Raw genomic sequence first — 22,924 nt, 5'->3', positions numbered from 1 at the left:
TAACCCAAATAATACATTCAGAATTATGAGAAAAGCTCTATTTCTTGTTTTATTATTTTGTTCGGCACACTCTTGGTCGCAGGGCATTGTTGTGGATACTACAACGTTGAGTATTCCCGAATTGGTCAGAAAAGAATTGTTGCAAAATGCTTGCGCAGAGGAGAGCAACTTCAAATTTTCATCACGATTAGGGATTGGGAAGTTTAGCAGCACAAATCCTAATTTTCCCTTTCAAGAGGGTATTATTATTAGAAACGGAATCGCTAAGTACACCGAGGGAACCTATACTGGCGCCAACGAGAGTAGTCAGTTGAACACTAATGGGGATGCAGATTTGCAAGCGATTAGTAATAGTAACGGACAAATTACCCCAATTACTGACGTGAGTTTAATTCAATTTGATTTTACGCCAGTCTCCAGTAATTTTAGTTTTGATTTTTTGTTTGCTTCTAACGAATATGGGGAGTTTCAATGTGGTTTTAGCGATGTTTTTGGCTTTATATTGACAGATCTTACTACTGGTATTTCTACTAATTTGGCAGTACTTCCCCAAACAAACCAAGCAGTATCCGTTTTAAATATTCGAGATAATAAGTACAATTCGTCGTGTGTTTCGGCTAATGCTTCTTTTTTTGATAATTATAATGTTGGCAATCCCACTACTTCTGCTATGAATATGAGGGGCGAAACCAAGGTATTAACTGCCTCTGCAGCGGTAGTTCCGAATCGGACATATCAAATCAAATTGGCTATAGGCGATTACAACGATAGCAACTATGATTCTGCAGTTTTTATTAAAGGTGGTAGTTTTAAAACATCTATGAACTTAGGGCCGGACCAGACTCTTTGCAAAGGAGAGCAGCTACTACTTCAGTCGGATCTAATTGGAAATTACAGTTATATTTGGACTTTAAATGGTGTTGAAATCATAGGCGAGACAAACGCCTCATTGACCGTAACTCAAGCAGGAACCTATGGTGTAACGGCCACTCTTTCGGGATGTGTTATTAAAGATGAAGTGACCATTTTCGAATTGGCTTTAGTCCCTCCTAAAGACTTGGTTAATTGCTATAATGCTAGTACAAGTTACCCATTCGATTTAACTCAAAATAATGCAGCTGCACTTGGGTTAGATCCTGCTGCCTATTCACTTTTGTATTTTGACTCCTTGTCCAATGCCAATGCAAACGGACCTGCTATTCCAGCTAACCAATTGACCAATTATATCACTTCAGCCAAAAAAACGATATACATCAAACCCATTCACATTACCAATAACACGCTTTGCAATGATTTGGTTTCGTTTGAACTACAAATTACAGCTCCACTAAATATTATCAATCCGCCTGAGATTAAAGTGTGCGATACTGCAAATGGACGAATCTCCGTTGATTTAACTAGTAATGTTAGTATTATTTTAAATGGATTACCAACAACAGATTATACGTTATGGTATTACTTTAATTTAATTGATGCCAATAATAAAACTAATGGCATTAGTAATCCCCGTAATTTTATTATGACATTAACCCAATCTCCCCTTCCAATTTGGGTACGTGTAGAAAGCAACAATGAGTCGAAATGCTATTCCACGGCCACCTTTGATGTAATTGTTACACCCTTGGCCAATGTGGATCGAATAGCTGATGTTATTGCCTGCAATAGTTACACCTTGCCTAATATTACCAATGGAAAGTACTATACTGGTCCGAACGCTACAGGAACTCAACTCAATATCGGTGATGTGATTACCACATCGGGCACTTATTATATATACAACGATCCCTCACCCAATTCTATTTGCAGTAATGAAACTTCATTTTTGGTCACTTTGGCATATGACTTATCTTTTTTGAAAGAAGGGTGTGGACAATATGTTGTTCCAGATGTACTTGTGGGTGAGTTTTATACCCAATCCAATGGTGGTGGTAGCCGTTTACCAGCAGGAACTATTTTGACAACAAGTCAAACTATTTTTTACTATGCTGAAATTAATGGAGTAGTTTGCAGAGACGAAGCGGTGGCTATAACCGTCTTTGTGCTGCCACTCGTGGAGCAATTAGCAGATGTGGTAACATGCAACTCGTATGTTTTACCTACTATAACAAAAGGAAACTATTACACGCAACCGGGCGGAAGCGGAACAAATTTGTCCCCTGGAAGCAGTACAACAGCCACTCAAACCATTTACATATTTACCGATGATGGACAATGCACTAATGAAACATCATTTAGAATTGTGATCATTGATCCCTCCTTATTTGGGCCAGTAAGCCGTTGTGGATCTTATATCTTACCTCCACTTTCAATTGGCGGATACTATGATCAGCCCAGAGGTAATGGCAATGCAATTCCTGCTGGAACCCAAATTATTAGTTCGCAAACGGTCTATTTTTTTGCAACTACTACCACTACACCCAATTGTACCGATACGCTAAAAATAGATATAACAATAAAACCCTTGCCATTGGTTGACAAACCGGATGACGTGTTTGCTTGTGAAGAATATATTTTACCCGCTTTAACAAATGGAAAATATTACACCTTACCCAATGGAGGAGGAAACCAACTACAAGCAGGAACACGTATTACCATAAACCAAACGATTTATGTATTTGCATCTAGCCCAGAGTGCAGCAACGAGCATGCGTTTAAAATTGAAATTAGACCAAAACCCGTTGTTGATAATTTTACAGACATCATTTCATGTACAAGTTTTCCGTTGCCAAGATTAACAAATGGCACCTATTACACGGCTTCGGGAGGCAGTAACGGAGTTGGAACGGTAATTCCTGAAGGCACGTTGATCAGCACTTCACAAACTGTCTTTATCTATAATGAATGGAATGATTTTAAAGCATGTAGTAATGAATCTTTCTTTAAAATTAACATAAAAAAAGTGGATATAGGATCATTCGCTGATGTAAATACATGTGATAGTTATACCTTGCCACCTTTAACTGTCGGAGGATATTACTTAAGTCCAAACGGGAAAGATCCAATCGCAGTGGGTACTGTTTTAAAAACAACTCAAAGAATATATGTTTTTGCTGAGGCTGGTAACCGAATCACTTGCTCGAGTGAAACGTCTTTCATGGTGAACATCTCTAACACTCCCACACTTCAACCTGCGACAAATATCACTGCTTGTGTTAGCTATATTTTACCACCTTTGAGCCTTGGTGCTTATTATTCAAATGTAAATAAAGGAGGCACACCCTATCAGGCTGGCGATGAGATTACAGCAAGTCAAAAAATGTATATTTATGCTGCTTCGCCAACGAATCCTAACTGTTTCTCAGAGATTACTTTTGAAATCACCATATTTCCTTTGAAGGATTTAGCGCCGCAGCAGGCTTATATTTGTGTTGATTTTCAGTCAGGCAAAGTGTTACAACCCGCCATATTAGCCTCAGGACTAGATCCGAATGATTATAATGTTGATTGGTATTTGTCAGGTACCAAAATTAGTACAGGAGTTGATTTTTCAACAACTCAAGAAGGAGTTTACACGATGAGAAGTCAAAAAATAACTCCAAGTGTTGGGGCTGATTGTGGGTTCAATCCCGCGACTTATACAGTCGAAAAGTCAAGTCCAGCCGAGGCAACCATTATGGTCTCTAGTGCTTTTACTAACTCTATCGACATTGAAGTAACGGTAAAGAATGGATTAGGCAGCTATGAATTCAAACTTGACGATGGCGATTTTCAAACTGGCTCTATTTTTTATGATGTCGATTCGGGCGCACATACCGTTACCATTAAAGATATTAAAGGAGGCTGTGACGATCGTATTTTGGTAGCCAATGTGTTGAAATATCCAAAATTTTTCACCCCAAATAATGATGGATTTAATGATACTTGGAACATAATGGATTTAGCATTTCAACCCGATGCCATCATTCAAATCTTTGATCGCTACGGGAAATTTATAAAAGAGATCAAACCCTCAGGTCCAGGATGGGACGGGAATTACAATGGCCGACCATTGCCGTCGACCGATTATTGGTTTCTAGTCACTTATCTTTTAAATGGAGAACAACAAGTATTCAAATCGCATTTTAGTATGAAAAGGTAAGCACTGTTTTAAGCAAAGAAACTGATTAGTTTTATAAACCTATGTAAATTCCAACGAAATTAGAACAACATCTTCGTACCTTTGCTTTTTTAAAAAATAGTTAAACATGATTGAAGATAAAAACCCTCAACGTACTAGTATTGCTCAATTAGGTGAATTTGGGTTAATCGACCATTTGACAAAAAACTTTGAAATAAACCAAGAGTCAACATTAAAAGGAATTGGTGACGATGCAGCTGTTTTAGATTTTGGTACAAAAAAAACAGTGATTTCAACCGACTTGTTAATTGAAGGAGTACACTTTGATTTGGCTTATATGCCTTTAAAACATTTGGGATACAAAGCAGTTGTAGTTAATCTATCTGATATTTGTGCTATGAATGCCAAACCTACACAAATCACTGTTTCGGTAGCCGTTTCTAATCGATTCCCATTAGAAGCTTTAGAAGAATTGTATGAAGGAATTGCTCGAGCTGCCAAAGCATACAACGTTGATGTAATAGGTGGCGACACTACTTCTTCTCAAAAAGGAATGATTATTAGCATTACCGCTTTGGGTGAAGCAGATGAAAATGAGATTGTTTATCGAAACGGAGCCAAAGCGACCGATTTATTAGTAGTGACTGGAGATATTGGTGCTGCATATATGGGACTTCAAGTTTTAGAAAGAGAAAAACAAGTCTTTCAAGTAAATCCAAATTCACAACCTGATTTAGACGCCTATACTTATTTGATTGAGCGACAACTAAAACCAGAAGCAAGAACCGATATTCGTACCTTATTACACGCTTTAGACATACAACCAACGGCTATGATTGATGTATCTGATGGTATTTCTTCCGAAATTATGCATTTGTGCAAACAATCCAATGTAGGCTGTAATCTGTATGAAGACAAATTGCCATTAGACCCTCAATTTATTTCAGTATGCGAGGAATTCAATATTGACAGTACTACCATTGCTATAAATGGTGGCGAAGACTATGAATTATTGTTTACAATTGCTATTACTGATTTCGACAAAATTAAAGGAAATCCCAACTTCACCATCATTGGCCATATGACTGAACCCAATGAAGGAACACATTTGATTACTCGAGCCAATACTAAAATTCCATTAAAAGCCAGAGGCTGGAATGCTTTGAGTGAGTAACCATTTTATCCCAAAAAAAAGAGTCGTTTTCTTAATTGAAAACGACTCTTTTTTTATATAATATACCTAAATAATATTCTTAAAATAATTCCAAAAAAGCAATACAAGAATGCAATGATTGCCAGAAACAAATTAATTTAACGATTAAAATAAAAAAGGTGGAATTTCTTCCACCCTTTTTGCCCCAAATCTACCATAAACTTAACCTACTAATATTATGGTGTAGTAAACTTACTGCAAAGCAATATTACTAACAATCTTTTCCGATGAAATGCATAAAAATCCGATTAAATACATATTTTATGATTTCTTTAATACGCTCTGGCGTCTTTGCCCTCATAAAAATTCATAAAAGCTCGATTGACAACACGGTTACCTCCTGGTGTAGGATAATCACCCGTAAAATACCAATCCCCTAAATTTTTAGGACAAGCTATATGTAAATTTTCAACTGTTTGGAAAATAATTTTTACTTCTGCATTGATTTCAGATGAACTTAGCATTTCTGCAATTTTATCTGATATTTCTTGTGGCGTAAATGGATCATATATCGCACTAACATAATTCACAACTTCAACATCTTTAAAGTTTTCTTGTGCTTTACACTTAGCATAAACTTCATCAACTATATGGTATAGATTTCTTTCTTTAAGCAACTCCAAAGCAGCTTTAAAAGCAATCAAACCTTCAAGCTTGGCCATATCAATTCCGTAACAATCTGGGTAACGAATTTGAGGCGCTGAAGAAACGACAACGATACGTTTAGGATTCAAACGATCCATCATTTTGATGATACTTTTCTTAAGTGTAGTACCACGAACAATACTATCATCAATTATCACTAAATTATCAGTTGGCTGAACCACTCCATACGTCACATCATAAACGTGAGCCACTAAATCGTCTCTACTACTGTCTTCTGTGATAAAAGTTCTTAATTTAGCATCTTTAATCGCTACTTTTTCAGTTCTGATTTTAACGGCTAATAATTCTTGTAAACTCTCAGCTGTTAACGTATTTCTATTGGCTAAAATATAATTGTTTTTTCGTTGATTCAAAAAATCCTGAGCAGCTTCTACCATACCAAAGAAAGAAGTTTCCGCAGTATTCGGAATATAAGAAAAAACAGTATTATCAGTATCGTAATCAATTGTTTCCAAAACAGCTGGTAATACCAGTTTACCTAACATTTTGCGCTCTTTATAAATCTCGGCATCACTACCTCTTGAAAAATAAATTCGCTCAAAAGAACATGCCTTTTTTGTAATTGCTGGAAGAATTTCTTGCATAGAAACTGTTCCGTTCTTTTTGATTATCAAAGCAGCTCCTGGATCAATTTCATGCACTTTTTCAAAAGGCACATTAAATACTGTTTGAATCACTGGTCGCTCTGAGGCTACAACAACAATTTCGTCATCCTGATAATAATAAGCGGGTCTAATTCCTGCTGGATCTCTAAAAACAAACGCATCTCCATGACCTAAAAGACCTGCCATAGCATAACCTCCGTCAAGATTTTTGGCTGCACGTCGTAAAATCTTTGCAACATTTAATCGTTCCGCTATTACAGGTGAAGCCTCTCTTTTATTTAAACCTTCATTTTTGCAATCTTGATACAAATCAGTCACTGCATCATCAAGAAAGTGACCAATTTTTTCCATTACCGTAACGGTATCCGCCATCTCTTTTGGATGTTGACCTAACTCAACCAAGTTTTCGAAAAGTTCTTTAACATTGGTCATATTAAAGTTTCCAGCCAGAATCAAATTACGATGCATCCAGTTATTTTGACGTAGAAAAGGATGAACACTTTCGATACTGTTTTTTCCAAAAGTACCATAACGAACATGCCCCAAAAATAACTCTCCCAAATAAGGAATATTTGCTTTTTGAAGCGCTACGCTTTCAGCATATTCAGGGTTAAGAGTAAGTTCTTCGTTAATTCTTGAATTAATCTGAGCAAAAACATCTTGAATTGGTTGTGCATGATTAGAACGCACTCTACTTATATATCTTTGACCAGGCTCTACATCTAATTTTATACTTGCAAATCCAGCACCATCTTGTCCTCGGTTGTGCTGTTTTTCCATAAGCAAATACATTTTTTGGATGCCATAAAAAGCCGATCCATATTTTTCCTTATAGTATTCAAGTGGCTTAAGAAGCCTAACTAAAGCGATTCCACATTCGTGTTGTAAAGCGTCACTCATGGTATTTGTTGTTGTGTTGTATTGTATTAAATTGTGTATTAAAAAAAGCTCAGTTTCCTGAGCTTAAGTCATTATAGTTCGATATCAAATTGCGTCAAAGCCTTGAACTGCTTCAATCGCTGATTCACTTCCGTTTCTTCTAAACTTACCATTCTTTCGGTTCCAAACTTCTCAACACAGAAAGAAGCCAAGTTTGATCCATAAATGATTCCGTTTTTCATGTTTTCAAATGAAATGTTTTCACTTTGAGCAATGTAACCTGAAAAACCACCTGCAAAAGTATCACCCGCACCCGTTGGATCATAAACTTCCTCTAAAGGTAAAGCAGGAGCAAAAAACACTTCACTATTATGGAATAAAAGTGCTCCGTGTTCTCCTTTTTTGATCACTACATATTTAGGTCCAAGAGTATGAATTTTTGCAGCCGCTTTTACTAATGAATATTCTCCAGACAGTTGTCTAGCCTCTTCATCATTTATGGTAATTACATCAACGCGCTTAATCACATCTAGCAATTCAGGTAGCGCACAATCCATCCAAAAATTCATAGTATCTAAAACTACTAATTTTGGAGTAGTTTCCATTTGATCCAAAACACTACTTTGAACTAATGGATGTAGATTTCCAAGCATAACGACATCAGCATCTTTGAAATTTTGAGGCACTTTTGGTTGAAAATCTGCCAAAACATTAAGTTCTGTAACCAATGTATCTCTTGAATTCAAATCATTGTGATACAAGCCACTCCAAAAGAAAGTTTTTCCTCCCTTAACGATTTCAACTCCAGATATATCAATATTTCTAGAAGTCAATAAATCTAAATGCTCTTGAGGAAAATCATCACCTACTACAGAAACAATAGCAGATTGTAAGTTGAAAAAAGAAGCTGACAAACCAATATATGTTGCCGCACCACCTAATATTTTATCTGTTTTCCCAAAAGGAGTTTCAATTGCGTCGAAAGCTACTGTTCCAACAATCAATAATTTATTCATTTGCTGTGTTTCGAATTAAGGCGCAAAGATAGTTTATAAAGTGTAAAGTTGCAACGATTCAAAGGCTGAAAGCACTAAAGACAAAAAGTATTGATTTTCAATAATTTACATAATTATTTCTCTTCGTTTTCATAAAAAGAATCGATAGAAAGTTGCTTTTGTTGTGAAGCCATTACAGCCAATTCATCGCAACGTTCGTTTTGAGGATGATTATTATGACCTTTAATCCATTTAAAATCGACTTGGTGTTTGCGATAAACTATTAGAAAGCGTTTCCATAGATCTGCATTTTTTCTTCCTGCAAAGCCTTTTTTCTCCCAGCCTAGTACCCATTTTTTTTCAACAGAATCCACAACATATTTGGAATCTGAAACTACAAGGACTTTCATATTTGGATTTTTGAGCTTTTCCAAGCCAACAATTACAGCCAAAAGTTCCATCCTATTATTAGTAGTGAGACGAAAACCTTCATAGAATTCTTTTTTATGTGGTGTTCCTACCAATTCCATTACCACGCCGTAACCGCCATTTCCAGGATTTCCTTTGGCTGCTCCATCCGTATATATGTGAACTTGATGTTCCATCGTGTGTGTTTTTGATCTAGAGAATGACTAGTTACTTTAGAGAATACTTAATCGTTTAACAAAGTATCAATAACCTGAGGAAAATGGTTTTGCTCTAATTCATGAATTTTTTCTGCTACGATTTCTGGAGTATCCTTTTCTAAAACAGCAACACTCTTTTGAAAAATAATAGCCCCTTCATCATAATTTTCATTCACATAATGAATAGTGATTCCAGTCTCTTTTTCCTTGTTAGCAACCACAGCTTCGTGAATATGCATACCATACATCCCTTTTCCACCAAACTTTGGCAATAATGCGGGGTGTATATTTATAATTTTATTGGGATAAGCATCTATTAGATTTTGAGGGACTTTTAGTAAAAAACCAGCCAAAACAATCAAATCTGGTTCAAGTAAATTAATTTTTTGTAATAAAAAACCTTCATTAAGTTCTTGCTTTGAAAAAATTTGTGTTGGAATAGTATACTTTGAAGCACGTTCAATCACTTTTGCAGAAGGATTATTTGTAAACACACTCACCACCTTAGCTTTTGATGTATTCAAAAAATATTTTATGATATTTTCTGCATTTGTACCCGATCCTGAGGCAAAAACAACAATTTTTTTCATCTTACAAGTAATTTTATTTTGCAAAAAACGGTATAAAAAACGAAAAAAAACAGCTTTGTTGCTCCTTTGTTAAAATAAATTTTAGCATTTCTACTATACATTTATTAACTAAATAGTAGTTTTAAAATAAAGTTTTTTATTTTTGCCAACAAATTAAATTCTAAAATTAAAGATTATGTCAGACATTGCATCAAGAGTAAAAGCGATTATCGTAGACAAATTAGGTGTTGACGAAAACGAAGTTGTAACAGAAGCTAGCTTCACAAACGATTTAGGAGCTGATTCATTAGACACTGTTGAGCTTATTATGGAATTCGAAAAAGAATTCGATATTCAAATTCCAGATGATCAAGCAGAAAACATTGCTACTGTAGGTCAAGCTATCTCTTACATCGAGGAAGCAAAAAAATAATAAACTTTCACCCGTTTGTATTATAACAAGCGGGTGTTATTATTTTTACAAATCAATTAAATACTTAAGAGAGGAATTATCCTCTTCAAAAATACTTATATTGTAATACCCATGTCTCTTTTGTACTTTTCATACAATAAAGAAAGCGTGGGTTTTATTTGTTTAAAGCTAACAAAATACATACGTTATGAAATTAAGGCGAGTTGTTGTTACAGGACTAGGAGCATTAACCCCTATTGGAAACACAATTGAAGAATACTGGAATGGCTTGATCAACGGAGTTAGTGGAGCAGCACCAATTACTTATTTTGATGCTTCAAAATTTAGAACTCATTTTGCATGCGAGTTAAAAAACTTCAATGTAGAAGATTTTATAGACCGCAAAGAAGCTAGAAAAATGGATCGTTACGCACAATACGCCATGGTTTCTACCGAAGAAGCAGTTAAAGACGCTGGTTTTGACCTTGAAAAAATAGACAAAGACCGCGTTGGTGTTATCTGGGGTTCTGGAATTGGTGGTTTAGAAACATTTCAAATTGAAATGCTAAATTTTGCAGCTGGTGACGGTGCTCCAAAATTCAATCCGTTCTTCATTCCAAAAATGATTTCTGATATTGCTTGTGGACATATTTCAATTAAATACGGATTCAGAGGACCAAATTTCGCAACCGTATCAGCTTGTGCTTCTTCAACAAATGCAATCATTGACGCTTTTAACTATATCCGTTTAGGACACGCAGACGCAATGGTGACTGGAGGTTCTGAAGCTGCTGTTACAATTGCAGGTATGGGTGGATTCAATGCAATGCATGCTCTATCTACAAGAAACGATGACCCAAAAACCGCTTCTAGACCAATGGATGCAGGACGTGAAGGTTTTGTACTTGGCGAAGGAGCTGGAGCACTAATCCTAGAAGAATATGAGCACGCTGTAGCTCGTGGAGCAAAAATTTATTGCGAAGTAGGTGGTGGCGGAATGTCTGCAGATGCCTACCACATAACAGCTCCACACCCTGAAGGATTAGGAGCCAAAAATGTGATGCTTAATTGCTTGAGAGATGCCGGATTACAACCAACAGATGTTGACGGTGTAAACATGCACGGAACTTCAACACCTCTTGGAGATGTTGCAGAATCAAAAGCTATTCAACATGTATTTGGAGAACATGCATACACAATGAATTTAAATTCAACAAAATCCATGACTGGTCACCTACTTGGTGCTGCGGGTGCAATAGAAACAATTTCTTCTATTTTATCCCTAAAACATGGAATAGTTCCTCCAACCATTAACCACTCTACTCAAGACGAAAACATAGATGCGAAATTAAACTTCACATTCAATGTAGCTCAAAAAAGAGATATGAAAGTAGTAATGAGTAACACCTTTGGTTTTGGCGGACATAATGCATGTGTATTAGTTAAAAAATTAGAGCTATAATTATATATGAATATAATTAGAAAAATATTTTCAAAATCCCGTTCTCTTGAAGACGGGATTTTTTTTAATTCACTCGAAAAAATATTAGGCTTTCCCCCAAATGAATTAGAGCCTTACCGAAAAGCATTTACCCATCGGTCATCAAATAAGCTTGACAAACAAGGAAATCCAATGAATTATGAACGATTGGAATTTTTGGGCGACGCTATGTTGGGATCTGTTATTGCTGGATACTTATTCAACAAAGCCCCATATGGCGACGAAGGATATCTAACCAAAATGAGATCAAAAATTGTTAGTAGAGAACACCTCAATGAACTCGGGAAAGATTTAAAATTAATTCAATTCATCGAAAGTAAAGTACCGGTTCAACATTTTGGTGACAACATACATGGAAATATATTTGAATCATTGATTGGCGCCATTTATCTCGACAAAGGATATGAGTTTTGCGAAAAATTTATTAATTCACGCGTTATCATTCCTTACGTTGACATTAGCAGACTTGAAGGAAAAGTTATCAGTTACAAGAGTTTAGTTATTGAGTGGTGTCAAAAAGAAAAGAAAATGTTCTTTTTCGATATTTTTGAAGATAATGGTATAGATGGACAACGTCTATTTGGAGTTCGATTAAGCATAGATGACAAAGTAATTGCCAAAGCAAGAGCTACTTCCAAAAAGAAAGCAGAAGAGAAAGCAGCTCAACGAGCCTACTTTGCATTTCAAGAAAAAATAAATAAGAAATAATCCTAATTTTCTTAAAGCTATATCGTTTTCGTTAACGTTTTAACAAAATCATATCAATCTTTCTTAGAAAATCATCCTTAGATGTAGTATCTTTACTGCTATTTATTTTTGAAATGGCAGTTCATAAAGTAAGTCTAAACGAGTTTGAGGAAGTTGAGTATGCTATCATAGCCATACATACCACTGTAGAAGATTATCGTTTGGCCTATTTTATCAATAAGGCCTTAAACATTAATCTTGTTAAGAGCCCAAAAGACATTTTGATCCACATAAAAGAGGGCGAATCTTTTTTTTCGAGATACTCTTATTATGATTGTAAAAAAGATAGTACTTGGCATCTGATTCAAAATAAAAATGAAATAACTCAGAATAATGCCCAGTTAAAATCCAATTTATTTTTTGATCAAAATATAGAAATAGCAGCTCAAGTATATTTAATACCTGAAATGAAAAAAACAGACTATTTCTTGAAGATTGAAACTTGCCAGAGTAATTTTAATAGTATAAAAACTGTAGCTGCTTTAAACACTATTGAAATCATAAATATGGTTTATAGTGTAAAAACAGAAACAATAAAATCGAAAAACAATTTAATTTTTTAATACCAATGCTTACAAACAAAAAAACGAAAATTGTAGCCACTTTAGGGCCTGCATGTAGCACAAGAGAAATCATTAAAGACATGATTGAAGCAGGAGTTAATGTGTTTAGAGTAAATTTTTCGCATGCCGATTACGAGGATGTAAAAAATAAAATCAGCATCATTCGAGGTTTAAATGAAGAATTTGGATACACAACTGCAATATTAGGCGATTTACAGGGCCCAAAACTACGAGTTGGTGTGATGGAAGACGGAGCATTTGTTAATGAAGGAGACCTTATTACTTTCACAACAGCCGAAGACATTATTGGAACTTCTAAGAAGGTATTTATGAAATACCAAAACTTTCCAAACGATGTAAATCCTGGAGAAAGAATACTTTTAGACGATGGAAAGCTTATTTTCGAAATTGTTGAAACAGATAAAAAAACCGAAGTACTAGCAAAAGTAATTCAAGGTGGAGAATTAAAATCTAAAAAAGGAGTTAACCTTCCAAATACGAAAATCTCTCTTCCGGCTATGACTGAAAAAGATATTGCAGATGCAAAATTCGCAATAGAACAACAATTAGATTGGATTGCACTTTCATTCGTAAAAACTCCAAGAGATTTACAAGATTTACAAGAATTAATCGCAGAGCATTCTGAATTCAAAATTCCAATTATTGCCAAAATCGAAATGCCAGAAGCACTAGAAAATATGGACAAAATTGTAGCTTTTTGTGATGCTCTAATGGTAGCCCGTGGAGATTTAGGAGTTGAACTTCCTGCTCACGAAGTACCATTGGTTCAAAAAGAATTAATCAGAAGAGCCAAAACAGCGAGAATCCCTGTAATCGTTGCTACTCAAATGATGGAAACAATGATTACAAGCTTAACTCCAACTCGTGCAGAGGTGAATGACGTTGCGAATTCTGTAATGGATGGTGCCGATGCAGTAATGCTTTCTGGAGAGACAGCAACAGGTAACTACCCGGTTCAAGTTATTCAGAAAATGACACAAATATTAGAAGCAGTTGAAGATTCGCCGCTAATTAATGTTCCTCAAAATACACCACAAGTAAAAACCAATCGTTATATCACCAAAACAGTGTGTCACCATGCTGCAATGATGGCCAATTCTATTAATGCAAAAGCGATTTGTACATTGACTAATAGTGGTTACACTGCGTTCCAAATTTCAGCTTGGAGACCGAATGCGCATATCTTGGTGTTTACTTCAAACAGACGTATCCTTACACAACTTAATCTATTGTGGGGAGTTAAATCTTTTATGTACACCAAAGATGTTAGTACAGACGACACTGTAACTGATGTAAACGAGATTGTAAAAGAGAAAGGTTTTGTGAAAAAAGGAGATTTCCTAATCAATTTAGCCGCAATGCCAATCAAAGATAAAGGAATGGTAAATACCTTGAGAGTTTCTGAAATAGCATAATTCTTAACGTATCGAATTACAAAACGCTCCATTTTTTTGGAGCGTTTTTATTTACATTTTATTTCAAAATAATCAGGAGTATTTATATCTTTAACCATAATTAATTTTCATTCCATAACTATAAAACAAAACTTATGGCTTTCAATAATTCGAATAACCCGTTTTTAAACAACAAAACATTTAAAAATCAAGGAAACTCAAACGAAGTACACGAGGCAACAATTATTGACTTTGCTTCCGAGATGACCTTATCAGGAACCATAAACAAAAGTATGGTCTTATTTTTACTTCTAACTGCTGCAGCATCTATCACTTGGTGGATGGCTTTTAATGGAATGAACCCAATTCTACCAGCAATTGGTGGCGCAATAATTGGACTTATACTAGTAGTGATTGCGGCTTTCAAACCACAACTTTCTCCTTATCTTGCTCCAGGCTACGCCGTTTTTGAAGGATTATTTATTGGAGCAATCTCAGCCATTTTCGAAGCTAAATACCCTGGAATTGTTTTACAAGCAGTAGGTGCAACTTTTGTTACTTTTTTGGTTTGTTTTGGTCTATACAAATACAAAATTGTCAAAGTAACTGAACAATTTAAATCAGTTGTAATAGCTGCTACATTAGCGATAGCAACTTACTACTTAATTTCTTGGATTTTTTCAATGTTTACAAGCTATACACCTGTACATTATGACAACTCATTAATGAGTATTGGTATAAGTGCTTTTGTTATTATCATTGCCGCGTTGAATTTGTTTTTAGACTTTGACAGAATCGAACAAGGAGTAAATCAAAGAATGCCAAAATACATGGAATGGTACGGAGCTATGGGCTTAATCATAACCCTAGTATGGCTTTATATTGAATTTTTACGATTGTTATCAAAACTATCTAGCAAAGACTAAAAATAAAAAGGGCAGTTCAAATTGAACTGCCCTTTTCTTATAATGCTTTTTCGAAAGCTATAAAATGTGTTAGCTTCCCTTTTTTGCTTTTTATGGGATAACCTTTAATTAGACAATCATAAGTTTTACCATTTTTTTTATAGTTAATGACTTTTTTTTCAAAAGGTAATTCTTGATTAATTTTTTCACGAATTTCTCTAGAAGTAACCGCGTTTGTTTTTAAGCCTTGAAAGATTTTAGGACTTTTACCTAGCACTTCCTTTTCTAAATAACCATTCATTCTAGATAAATTATTAGAAGCAAAAACAATTTTTAAATTACTATCAGTTAAAATCACTACATCTTCTAATAGAAAATCCCTTAAACTTATCTCATCCATTTGAGATGTACTACTAGATAAAATATAATTCAATCGATTATAGTCATCAAAGGACTTCATCACATTTCCTAAAAATTCTTTGTGAAAACTCATCGAAACCAACGAAGTCGTTTTTACACACAAAGTACCAAAGTACTTAGCCTTAGCATTTTCATAATCATTTATCCAGACCATCACTAATAGTTTTAATTTATCAAATGTACCTGATTTTTAAAAAGTACAAACACATTTTCTAGGATTTAACTGTTGTTGAAGGCACTTCTAAAATCAAAAATCAAATTGTAGCTGTATCACTACTGTTTTCTTTTGATCTGTATTTAAATTACTCAGAGCAATTCCAAGTAAACGAACTGAATCTTTAAGCCGCTCTTGATACAATAATTCTTTAACTATTTCAAAAATCAAGCTCTTATCAGAAATAAAATAAGGCATTGTTTTACTCCTAGTTTGCTGAGAAAAATCGCTATACTTTATTTTCAAAGTAATGGTTTTCCCTGAAATGGAATGTTTTAGCAATCTCTTTTCAACTTGAGCTGAAATGGACTCTAATTGTTCGAGCATAAAAATTTCAGAAGACAAATTAACATCAAAAGTGTGTTCAGCTGCTACAGATTTTGTTATGCGTTTTGGTTGAACAAGGCTATTATGAATACCTCTTACTACATTGTAATAATAACTTCCTGACTTGCCAAACTGGTTTTCTAAATATTCCAAAGATTTATTCTTTAAATCTAATCCAGAAAAAATACCCAATTGAAACATTTTGTCAGCTGTAACTTTACCAACACCATAAAATTTTTGAATGGGTAGATTTTCTAAAAAAGGAACAATTTCATCGCCACTTACCGTCTTTTGACCATTAGGTTTGTTGTAATCACTGGCTACTTTTGCGATAAACTTGTTTACAGAAATCCCTGCAGAAGCAGTGAGACCAACTTCAGACAAAATCCGTGCTCTAATTTCTTTAGCCAATAAAGTAGCACTTGGATTCCCTTTTTTATTATGGGTAACATCTAAATAAGCTTCATCCAAGGAAAGTGGCTCAACAAGGTCTGTATATTCATAAAATATTTTTTGAATTTGTTTTGAAATCTCTTTATAACGATCAAATCGTGGTCGCACAAAAATCAAATCGGGACAATACTTTTTGGCTAACACACCACTCAAAGCGCTTCGAACTCCAAACTTCCTTGCTTCGTAACTAGCCGCAGACACAACACCTCTATTTTCGTTACCTCCAACAGCAATAGGCTTACCTTTCAATAAAGGATTATCCATTTGCTCTACAGATGCATAAAAAGCATCCATATCAATGTGAATAATTTTTCGTTGAAAATTGCTAGTATCCATCCTCAAATATATTCATTATCAACAAAATTAAACAACTTTACCAAAAACAAAAAGCCTAGAATTTGAAATCCTAGGCTTTTCTGAATCTGATGTTGAATCATCATAAATCTCTATTAAAACATTAATGAAGATTCCTTATTTTTTTACAATAGTTTCAATCGTAACTTTCATTGAACCTGCAGCTTTTGATGAAGCGATGGCCATAAAAGCTTTTTTAGATAAATCAATTTCTCGTGATTTAACAAAAGGACCTCTATCATTAACTTCAACAATAACTGATTTACCATTACTTTCATTAGTTACTCTAATCTTAGAGCCAAATGGTAATTTCTTGTGGGCTGCTGTCATTTTATGCATATCAAATCGTTGTCCACTTGCAGTTCTACGACCATGAAATTTTTCAGCATAATAGGACGCATGTGCATTTTTTTTATACAAAACATATTTTACATTAGGATCAAAGATCGTGTCTTGTATCAATGTCTGAGGCAAAAGATTGGTCTTCTCTTTTTTTATTGTGTCTTTGGAACTAGTCACCTTTTCTTTAATTAAAGAAGGTCCCTGACTATATACTATCCCAATGATAACAAATAAAAAAAGTATGGCTAATAATTTTTTCATTTAGTTTATTTTAAATTAATACTACATTAAAACAACTGATAACACACAGTTGCTTTAAAAATTAAAGCCACAGAGACCAAGGGATTCTGCTCAAAATAAGAAGTAATCCTATACCATAAAAAACAGCAAATGTTTTAAATTGAGCAGTAGCATCCGTTAGTTTTTTATGTTTTGACCAACCGATAGTAATCAAAACAATTGCTATGATATTGATTAAAGGATGCTCTAATGAAGTCAAACGAAGGGCTTTGTCTGACATCTGCCCGAATGAAACCAACCCTAATGGCGAGACAAAATAGATTATTAAACCGATAACTAACTGAATATGAGTAAAGATTAGAGCAAACAAGGCTATTTTTCGATCTTTTGCGGTAAACTCTTTTTTGGAAGATGAACCAAGTAGTGCATTAACTACTGCTACTACTAAAATTAACAAAACTAAATAGGCCCAACCAGAGTGAAATTTTTGTATAAATTCGTACATATAATATCTGTTTTAGAATTTCAAATATATGAAAAAATGGGGTAAAAAAAAACGGCATTACACCAAAAGTGAATGCCGTTTTAAATATTAAAAACTAACTATTAGAAATTATAACGCAAGGTAAAGTTCCATGTTCTTCCGAAACCAAAGAATACTTGGTTACCATCTGCTATTCCATTGTATGTTCTTCCTAGTTGCTCGTACGTTTGTCCTCCAGAAGCAATATCATCCGCAAAAATATTTGTTCTTGACTCCGCAATGTAGATTTTATCTAAAACATTATTAACGTTTAATCTGAAGTTTAAAGATCTGTCTTTATTTTTACCAACTAACATTTTGTAAGAAAAACCAGCATCCATTAATCCGTATGAAGGTAACTCTAAAGTACCCTTATTTGTAGCTGAAGTAAATCTACCTGGATCAATAGAAGCATACAAATGATCAGAATATCTGTAATTAGCATCCAAAATAACTCTTTCCAAAACTTCATAAGAAGCACCAATAGAAGCAGTTAATTGAGCAGCATCACCAACTTTTACTTTATCCAAATATAATGTAGTTGCAGTACCACCACTTATAGGATTGTTTTCAAAGTCATATCTATTACTTTTACTATTACCATCATAAACCCAATTACCAACAGAAACCATTCCATTAACTTTAAATTTATTGGTAACCCTAGCATTAGCTTCAAGCTCAACACCTGAGTGCACCTCTGTGATACCAGAAAAGTCATAGTATCCACCTGGATTATCGGTAGCATTATCCGTTGCTCTTTGGTATCTATCTTTCCATGATGTATAATACAAATTCAATGTAGCATTAAAAATAGCTGACCTAAAACCATAACCAGCTTCTAAACCAGTAATTTTTTCATTTGTAAGGTTCTCACCAACCAATGATGCATTGTTAGGGTAAACTGCATTAAAAAATGGTTGTTTAGAATAATAACCAGCATTTACAAACACATTATGATTATCATTAATATTGTAATTTACACCACCTTTTACGTTTCCACCAAGAATATTTTCATAATCAGTTGAACTTAAAGGATCACTTGTAAGATATTTAAAATAATCTTCTCTTTTAAAACCTTGTTGAGAAATTGCTCCTTGAAAAAAAGCAGTTAAGTTATCCTTACGATATTCTAATTGAGTAAAGGCTCCATACCATCTTACTAAACCATCATTATTGTAATTGATTTTATTTTGATGATCTGAATTAAAAAACGGATTACCATGTGGTCTTGCATTTGAAGTCTGAGTAATAGAACGAATCTTATTATTTATATCATTGCTTGTAGCTCCAGTTGCAGAATAATTTGCATTATAAGTATCAGAACCAAGTAAGTCAACTAAAGTTTGATAATGAATACCTCTATAAGTTCTAGCATCAACACCAAAATCCAAAACTAAGTTGTCAGTTAATTTTGTGTTTAAATTAACTACTGTACCATACCAGTTATGAGAGTTTACAGAAGCAATTTGCGAAATACCATTTGTCGAATTGTTTGAAGTAGAGCTACTACTTTCATAAAGGCCATTGATTTTTGCTCTGGTATAAGAAACATTATTAATTACTACCGGCATACCAGAGTTATAATTACGAATTAAATCAACATTAATTAAACCATTAGGTGTTTTCAAAGGATCAGCAAAAAAACGATTTCCTCTAATCGCTCCAGCTCCATTAGTTCCACCACCACGACCCCATGAGCCATAAACTACACTAGACAATTTCATTTTATCATTAATATTGTAATCCCAATTTAATGACATAACTGGCTTGTGGTAATAATTAGTTCTAAAACTATACTCTTCACCATCTAAATATCCCCAATCAGAATTGTATCTGATGTCTGGTTCATTATTAGCACCATACTTTCTGTAAGTTGCAATTGTTGGAGCATTAGATCTTTGGTTATGCCACTGAGGAGCACCAGTAAATGTAAATTGAAAACTATGCTTATCATCAGCTGTAGTATAACCAAGTCCTACAAAATAATTATACCCTTGAAATTTTGTACCATCAACATAACCATCACCTAAAGTTTGTCCTAACAAAACAGAAGCGGATAAACCATTTTCCATCTTACCTGTTGAATAAGATGCATTTGTTTTAATATAATTTGCATTACCAAAACCCGTCAAAATAGTACCGCCTTCTTTCATATCAGCAGTTCTTGTAAGAACGTTTATAGTACCACCTACTGAAGAAATTGCTAATTTAGATGAACCCAAACCTCTTTGTACTTGCATAGCTGAAGTTACATCAGACAAACCAGCCCAGTTACTCCAAAATACACGGCTATTCTCCATATCGTTAACTGGCATACCATTAACCATTACCGCAATATTCTCTTGAGAAAACCCACGTATATTAATTCTGGCATCACCAAAACCACCACCGGATTTTGTAGCATAAACAGAAGGAGTGTTTGCTAAGATTTCTGGGAATTCTTGTGTACCCAATTTTTCTTGAATTTCTGCAGCTTTGATTGTTGAAACTGCTACAGGTGTTTTTCTGTCTTTAGCTACGTCAATAACACTTGACTTAACTACAATTTCTTGTAATTCATTTGAATTTGATACCAAAACAATATCTCCTAGATCTTGAGTTTCACCTTTAGAAACTGAAAATTTTACCGTTTTTGTATCAAAGCCTAGAAAAGAAATTACTATTTCTCCTGAACTTGTTGTTGTAGAAAGTGTGAACTTTCCATCAAAATCAACAGCTACTCCTTTGGAGGTTCCTTTGATAATAACATTTGCGCCAGGCAACGAACTTTGTCCATCAGTTATAGTACCTGTTATTTTCCCTTGTGAGAAAGCCATTGATACCATAAAAAACACCATTCCAGTGAGTAACCAATTTTTAATTATCTTCATTGTTGTTTAGTTTATTAATTCTTGGCAAAATTCTAACTTTTAAGACAATCTTATGTTAATTTAATGTTAATAAGAATCGACTAAGCCTTCATTTATAAACAATTAGCACATTAAATGGTTTTATGTTAAAAAAATGAAAAATTGTTATGAATGCATAGTATTTTTGAAATTATGTGTTTTTTGAAACATTATTCTTTGATTCGGCACCTAAATTAAGGCGTCAATCTTTTGTCCATAACAATAACAACCTATAAAAAAAACCTCAAATAGGTTATTATTCGAGGTTTCTTCTTAACACAATTTTTAGCATTACTTTCTCTTATTTTTAAGAAAATGGTTCAATAAAAATGCTGTAGAACTATCATGATTTTTAACCGATTCCGTTTCAATTTCTTCTAAAATAGAATTCGCTAATTGCTTCCCTAATTCAACGCCCCATTGGTCAAAACTAAAAATGTTCCAAATAACTCCTTGAACAAAAATCTTGTGCTCATACATTGCAATCAATGACCCAAGAGATTTAGGGGTAAGTTTTTGAATCAAAATGGTATTGGTAGGTTTGTTTCCAGTGAATACTTTAAAAGGCAAAAGATATGCTGCTTTTTCTGGAGCAAGTCCTTGCTTATCGAATTCCGCTTGTACCTGAGCTGGAGTTTTACCATGCAACAAGGCCTCAGTTTGAGCAAAGAAATTTGACATCAATTTATCATGATGATTCCAATCTCCGTACAATGGCTCCACATAACCAATAAAATCAGTAGGAATCAATTTTGTACCTTGGTGAATTAATTGAAAAAAAGCATGTTGTGCGTTGGTACCAGGCTCTCCCCAAATTATTGTTCCCGTTTGGTAATCAACTGGCTTTCCGTCACGACCTATACTTTTACCATTACTTTCCATCGTTCCTTGCTGCAAGTAAGGTGCTAATTTTTGTAAATATTGAGTATATGGAATCAAGGCTTCGCTTTCAGCACCAAAGAAATTATTATACCAAACACTCAACAAACCTAAAACAACAGGAATGTTATTTTCAAAAGTAGTGGTTTTAAAATGTTCGTCCATTTCATTGGCTCCACCTAATAAAGCTTCATAATTGTCGTAACCAACTGCCAAGCTAATAGACAATCCTACGGCACTCCATAAGGAAAATCTTCCTCCAACCCAATCCCACATTGGGAATACATTATCAGGATTGATTCCAAATTCGGTAACTTTTTGCATATTGGTAGAAACCGCTACAAAATGTTTAGCAACATCTTCTTGTGTAGCCGATTGTAAAAACCACTTTCTAATGGTTTCAGAATTCGTCAACGTTTCTTGTGTAGTAAAGGTTTTAGAAACAATCACAAATAATGTTGTCTCTGGCTTTAATTTTTTGATAATCTCATTCGCGTGATCTCCATCAACATTGGATACGAAATGAACGTTCAAATGATTTTTATAGAATTGTAAGGCTTCAACTGCCATTACTGGTCCTAAATCTGAACCTCCAATACCAATATTTACAACATCGGTAAAAGTTTTACCAGTGTATCCTTTACGGATTCCTGAAACCACCTCGTTCGTAAACGTTTTAATTTTGGCTTTTACCTCATAGACTTCAGGGATAACATTTACTCCCTCTACATTTATAACTGCGTCTGATTTGGCTCTCAGTGCCGTGTGCAAAACGGCACGATTTTCTGTTTGATTGATTAAAGCTCCTTCAAAATAATCCGAAATAGCCGATTGTAAACCACATTCATTAGCCAATTCTACTAATAACTGAATAGTCTCTTTATCTATATTATTTTTGGAATAATCTAATAAAAAGTCGTTCCAAATAATATTGAATTGCTCTGCTCTATTAGTGTCTTTCAGAAACAACTCCTGCATCGTAACTGATTGCAATGCAGCAAAATGATTTTGTAATTTTTCCCAAGCTTTAGTCTGCGTTGGATTGATTGTATGTAAGGCCATGTGCTTAAATTTAATGCATTTTTAATAGATGCAAAATTAAGCAATTAACTTTAAATTGATGGTTATACC

Annotated in this window: 18 protein-coding genes; 8 read left to right on the top strand and 10 right to left on the bottom strand. The window is 34.3% G+C overall.

The features are described 5' to 3' along the window. Positions 1 to 25: 25 nt before the first annotated feature. On the top strand, positions 26 to 4,078 hold the full coding sequence (locus FLAVO9AF_RS13080) for a T9SS type B sorting domain-containing protein (RefSeq protein ID WP_159689619.1): 4,053 nt from the start codon (positions 26 to 28) through the stop codon (positions 4,076 to 4,078). 106 nt (positions 4,079 to 4,184) lie between these two features. Further along, positions 4,185 to 5,231 carry a thiamine-phosphate kinase gene (gene thiL, locus FLAVO9AF_RS13075; protein ID WP_159689614.1) on the top strand — a complete coding sequence of 349 codons (1,047 nt, stop codon included), beginning with the start codon at positions 4,185 to 4,187 and terminating at the stop codon, positions 5,229 to 5,231. Positions 5,232 to 5,542: 311 nt separating this feature from the next. On the opposite strand, the gene FLAVO9AF_RS13070 is transcribed toward thiL, so the two are convergent. The 4 genes from FLAVO9AF_RS13070 to purN all read right to left on the bottom strand — a co-directional run bounded on the left by FLAVO9AF_RS13070 (position 5,543) and on the right by purN (position 9,631). Next, entirely contained in the window at positions 5,543 to 7,441 is a 1,899-nt protein-coding gene (locus tag FLAVO9AF_RS13070; RefSeq protein ID WP_159689611.1) for an amidophosphoribosyltransferase, read from the bottom strand. A gap of 71 nt (positions 7,442 to 7,512) precedes the next feature. Next, positions 7,513 to 8,436: a PfkB family carbohydrate kinase gene (locus FLAVO9AF_RS13065; RefSeq protein WP_159689608.1), complete on the bottom strand. Its 924-nt coding sequence runs from the start codon at positions 8,434 to 8,436 to the stop codon at positions 7,513 to 7,515. A 113-nt stretch (positions 8,437 to 8,549) separates the two neighbouring features. Beyond that, the gene (gene rnhA / locus FLAVO9AF_RS13060; RefSeq protein WP_159689605.1) at positions 8,550 to 9,020 is read right to left on the bottom strand and encodes a ribonuclease HI; all 471 of its coding nucleotides are present in this window, start codon (positions 9,018 to 9,020) and stop codon (positions 8,550 to 8,552) included. Between the two features lie 47 nt (positions 9,021 to 9,067). Further along, a complete protein-coding gene (purN, locus tag FLAVO9AF_RS13055) occupies positions 9,068 to 9,631 on the bottom strand; it encodes a phosphoribosylglycinamide formyltransferase (RefSeq protein WP_159689602.1) in 564 nt (187 codons plus the stop codon). A 175-nt stretch (positions 9,632 to 9,806) separates the two neighbouring features. Here purN and FLAVO9AF_RS13050 point away from each other — a divergent pair, with 175 nt between their 5' ends. The 6 genes from FLAVO9AF_RS13050 (at position 9,807) to FLAVO9AF_RS13025 (ending at position 15,174) form a co-directional block, all read left to right on the top strand. Next, positions 9,807 to 10,043, top strand: a complete 237-nt coding sequence (locus FLAVO9AF_RS13050; RefSeq protein WP_007137004.1) for an acyl carrier protein — start codon at positions 9,807 to 9,809, stop codon at positions 10,041 to 10,043. Positions 10,044 to 10,230: 187 nt separating this feature from the next. Next, positions 10,231 to 11,484: a beta-ketoacyl-ACP synthase II gene (fabF, locus tag FLAVO9AF_RS13045; protein ID WP_159689599.1), complete on the top strand. Its 1,254-nt coding sequence runs from the start codon at positions 10,231 to 10,233 to the stop codon at positions 11,482 to 11,484. A gap of 6 nt (positions 11,485 to 11,490) precedes the next feature. Next, the gene (gene rnc / locus FLAVO9AF_RS13040) at positions 11,491 to 12,231 is read left to right on the top strand and encodes a ribonuclease III (RefSeq protein WP_159689596.1); all 741 of its coding nucleotides are present in this window, start codon (positions 11,491 to 11,493) and stop codon (positions 12,229 to 12,231) included. A gap of 113 nt (positions 12,232 to 12,344) precedes the next feature. After that, positions 12,345 to 12,833 (top strand): IPExxxVDY family protein, encoded by a 489-nt coding sequence (locus FLAVO9AF_RS13035; RefSeq protein ID WP_159689593.1) that lies wholly within the window; start codon positions 12,345 to 12,347, stop codon positions 12,831 to 12,833. Between the two features lie 5 nt (positions 12,834 to 12,838). Continuing rightward, the gene (gene pyk / locus FLAVO9AF_RS13030; protein ID WP_159689590.1) at positions 12,839 to 14,269 is read left to right on the top strand and encodes a pyruvate kinase; all 1,431 of its coding nucleotides are present in this window, start codon (positions 12,839 to 12,841) and stop codon (positions 14,267 to 14,269) included. 134 nt (positions 14,270 to 14,403) lie between these two features. Next, positions 14,404 to 15,174: a Bax inhibitor-1/YccA family protein gene (locus tag FLAVO9AF_RS13025; RefSeq protein WP_159689587.1), complete on the top strand. Its 771-nt coding sequence runs from the start codon at positions 14,404 to 14,406 to the stop codon at positions 15,172 to 15,174. A gap of 37 nt (positions 15,175 to 15,211) precedes the next feature. Here FLAVO9AF_RS13025 and FLAVO9AF_RS13020 read toward each other — a convergent pair whose 3' ends face one another. The 6 genes from FLAVO9AF_RS13020 to pgi form a co-directional block, all read right to left on the bottom strand. After that, positions 15,212 to 15,727, bottom strand: coding sequence for a PAS domain-containing protein (locus FLAVO9AF_RS13020; protein ID WP_159689584.1), 516 nt, complete (start codon positions 15,725 to 15,727; stop codon positions 15,212 to 15,214). 93 nt (positions 15,728 to 15,820) lie between these two features. Then, on the bottom strand, positions 15,821 to 16,903 hold the full coding sequence (gene dinB, locus FLAVO9AF_RS13015; protein WP_159689581.1) for a DNA polymerase IV: 1,083 nt from the start codon (positions 16,901 to 16,903) through the stop codon (positions 15,821 to 15,823). Between the two features lie 135 nt (positions 16,904 to 17,038). Beyond that, positions 17,039 to 17,524, bottom strand: a complete 486-nt coding sequence (locus FLAVO9AF_RS13010) for a septal ring lytic transglycosylase RlpA family protein (RefSeq protein ID WP_159689578.1) — start codon at positions 17,522 to 17,524, stop codon at positions 17,039 to 17,041. 61 nt (positions 17,525 to 17,585) lie between these two features. Then, complete coding sequence (locus FLAVO9AF_RS13005; RefSeq protein ID WP_159689575.1) at positions 17,586 to 18,008, bottom strand: hypothetical protein; 423 nt, start codon at positions 18,006 to 18,008, stop codon at positions 17,586 to 17,588. A gap of 101 nt (positions 18,009 to 18,109) precedes the next feature. After that, positions 18,110 to 20,896 carry a TonB-dependent receptor domain-containing protein gene (locus FLAVO9AF_RS13000; protein WP_159689572.1) on the bottom strand — a complete coding sequence of 929 codons (2,787 nt, stop codon included), beginning with the start codon at positions 20,894 to 20,896 and terminating at the stop codon, positions 18,110 to 18,112. Positions 20,897 to 21,205: 309 nt separating this feature from the next. Beyond that, positions 21,206 to 22,855: a glucose-6-phosphate isomerase gene (gene pgi, locus FLAVO9AF_RS12995; protein WP_159689569.1), complete on the bottom strand. Its 1,650-nt coding sequence runs from the start codon at positions 22,853 to 22,855 to the stop codon at positions 21,206 to 21,208. Between the last annotated feature and the right edge of the window lie 69 nt (positions 22,856 to 22,924).

Source organism: Flavobacterium sp. 9R, assembly GCF_902506345.1.
Taxonomy (GTDB): domain Bacteria; phylum Bacteroidota; class Bacteroidia; order Flavobacteriales; family Flavobacteriaceae; genus Flavobacterium.
This window is presented reverse-complemented; position numbering and strand designations above follow the sequence as displayed.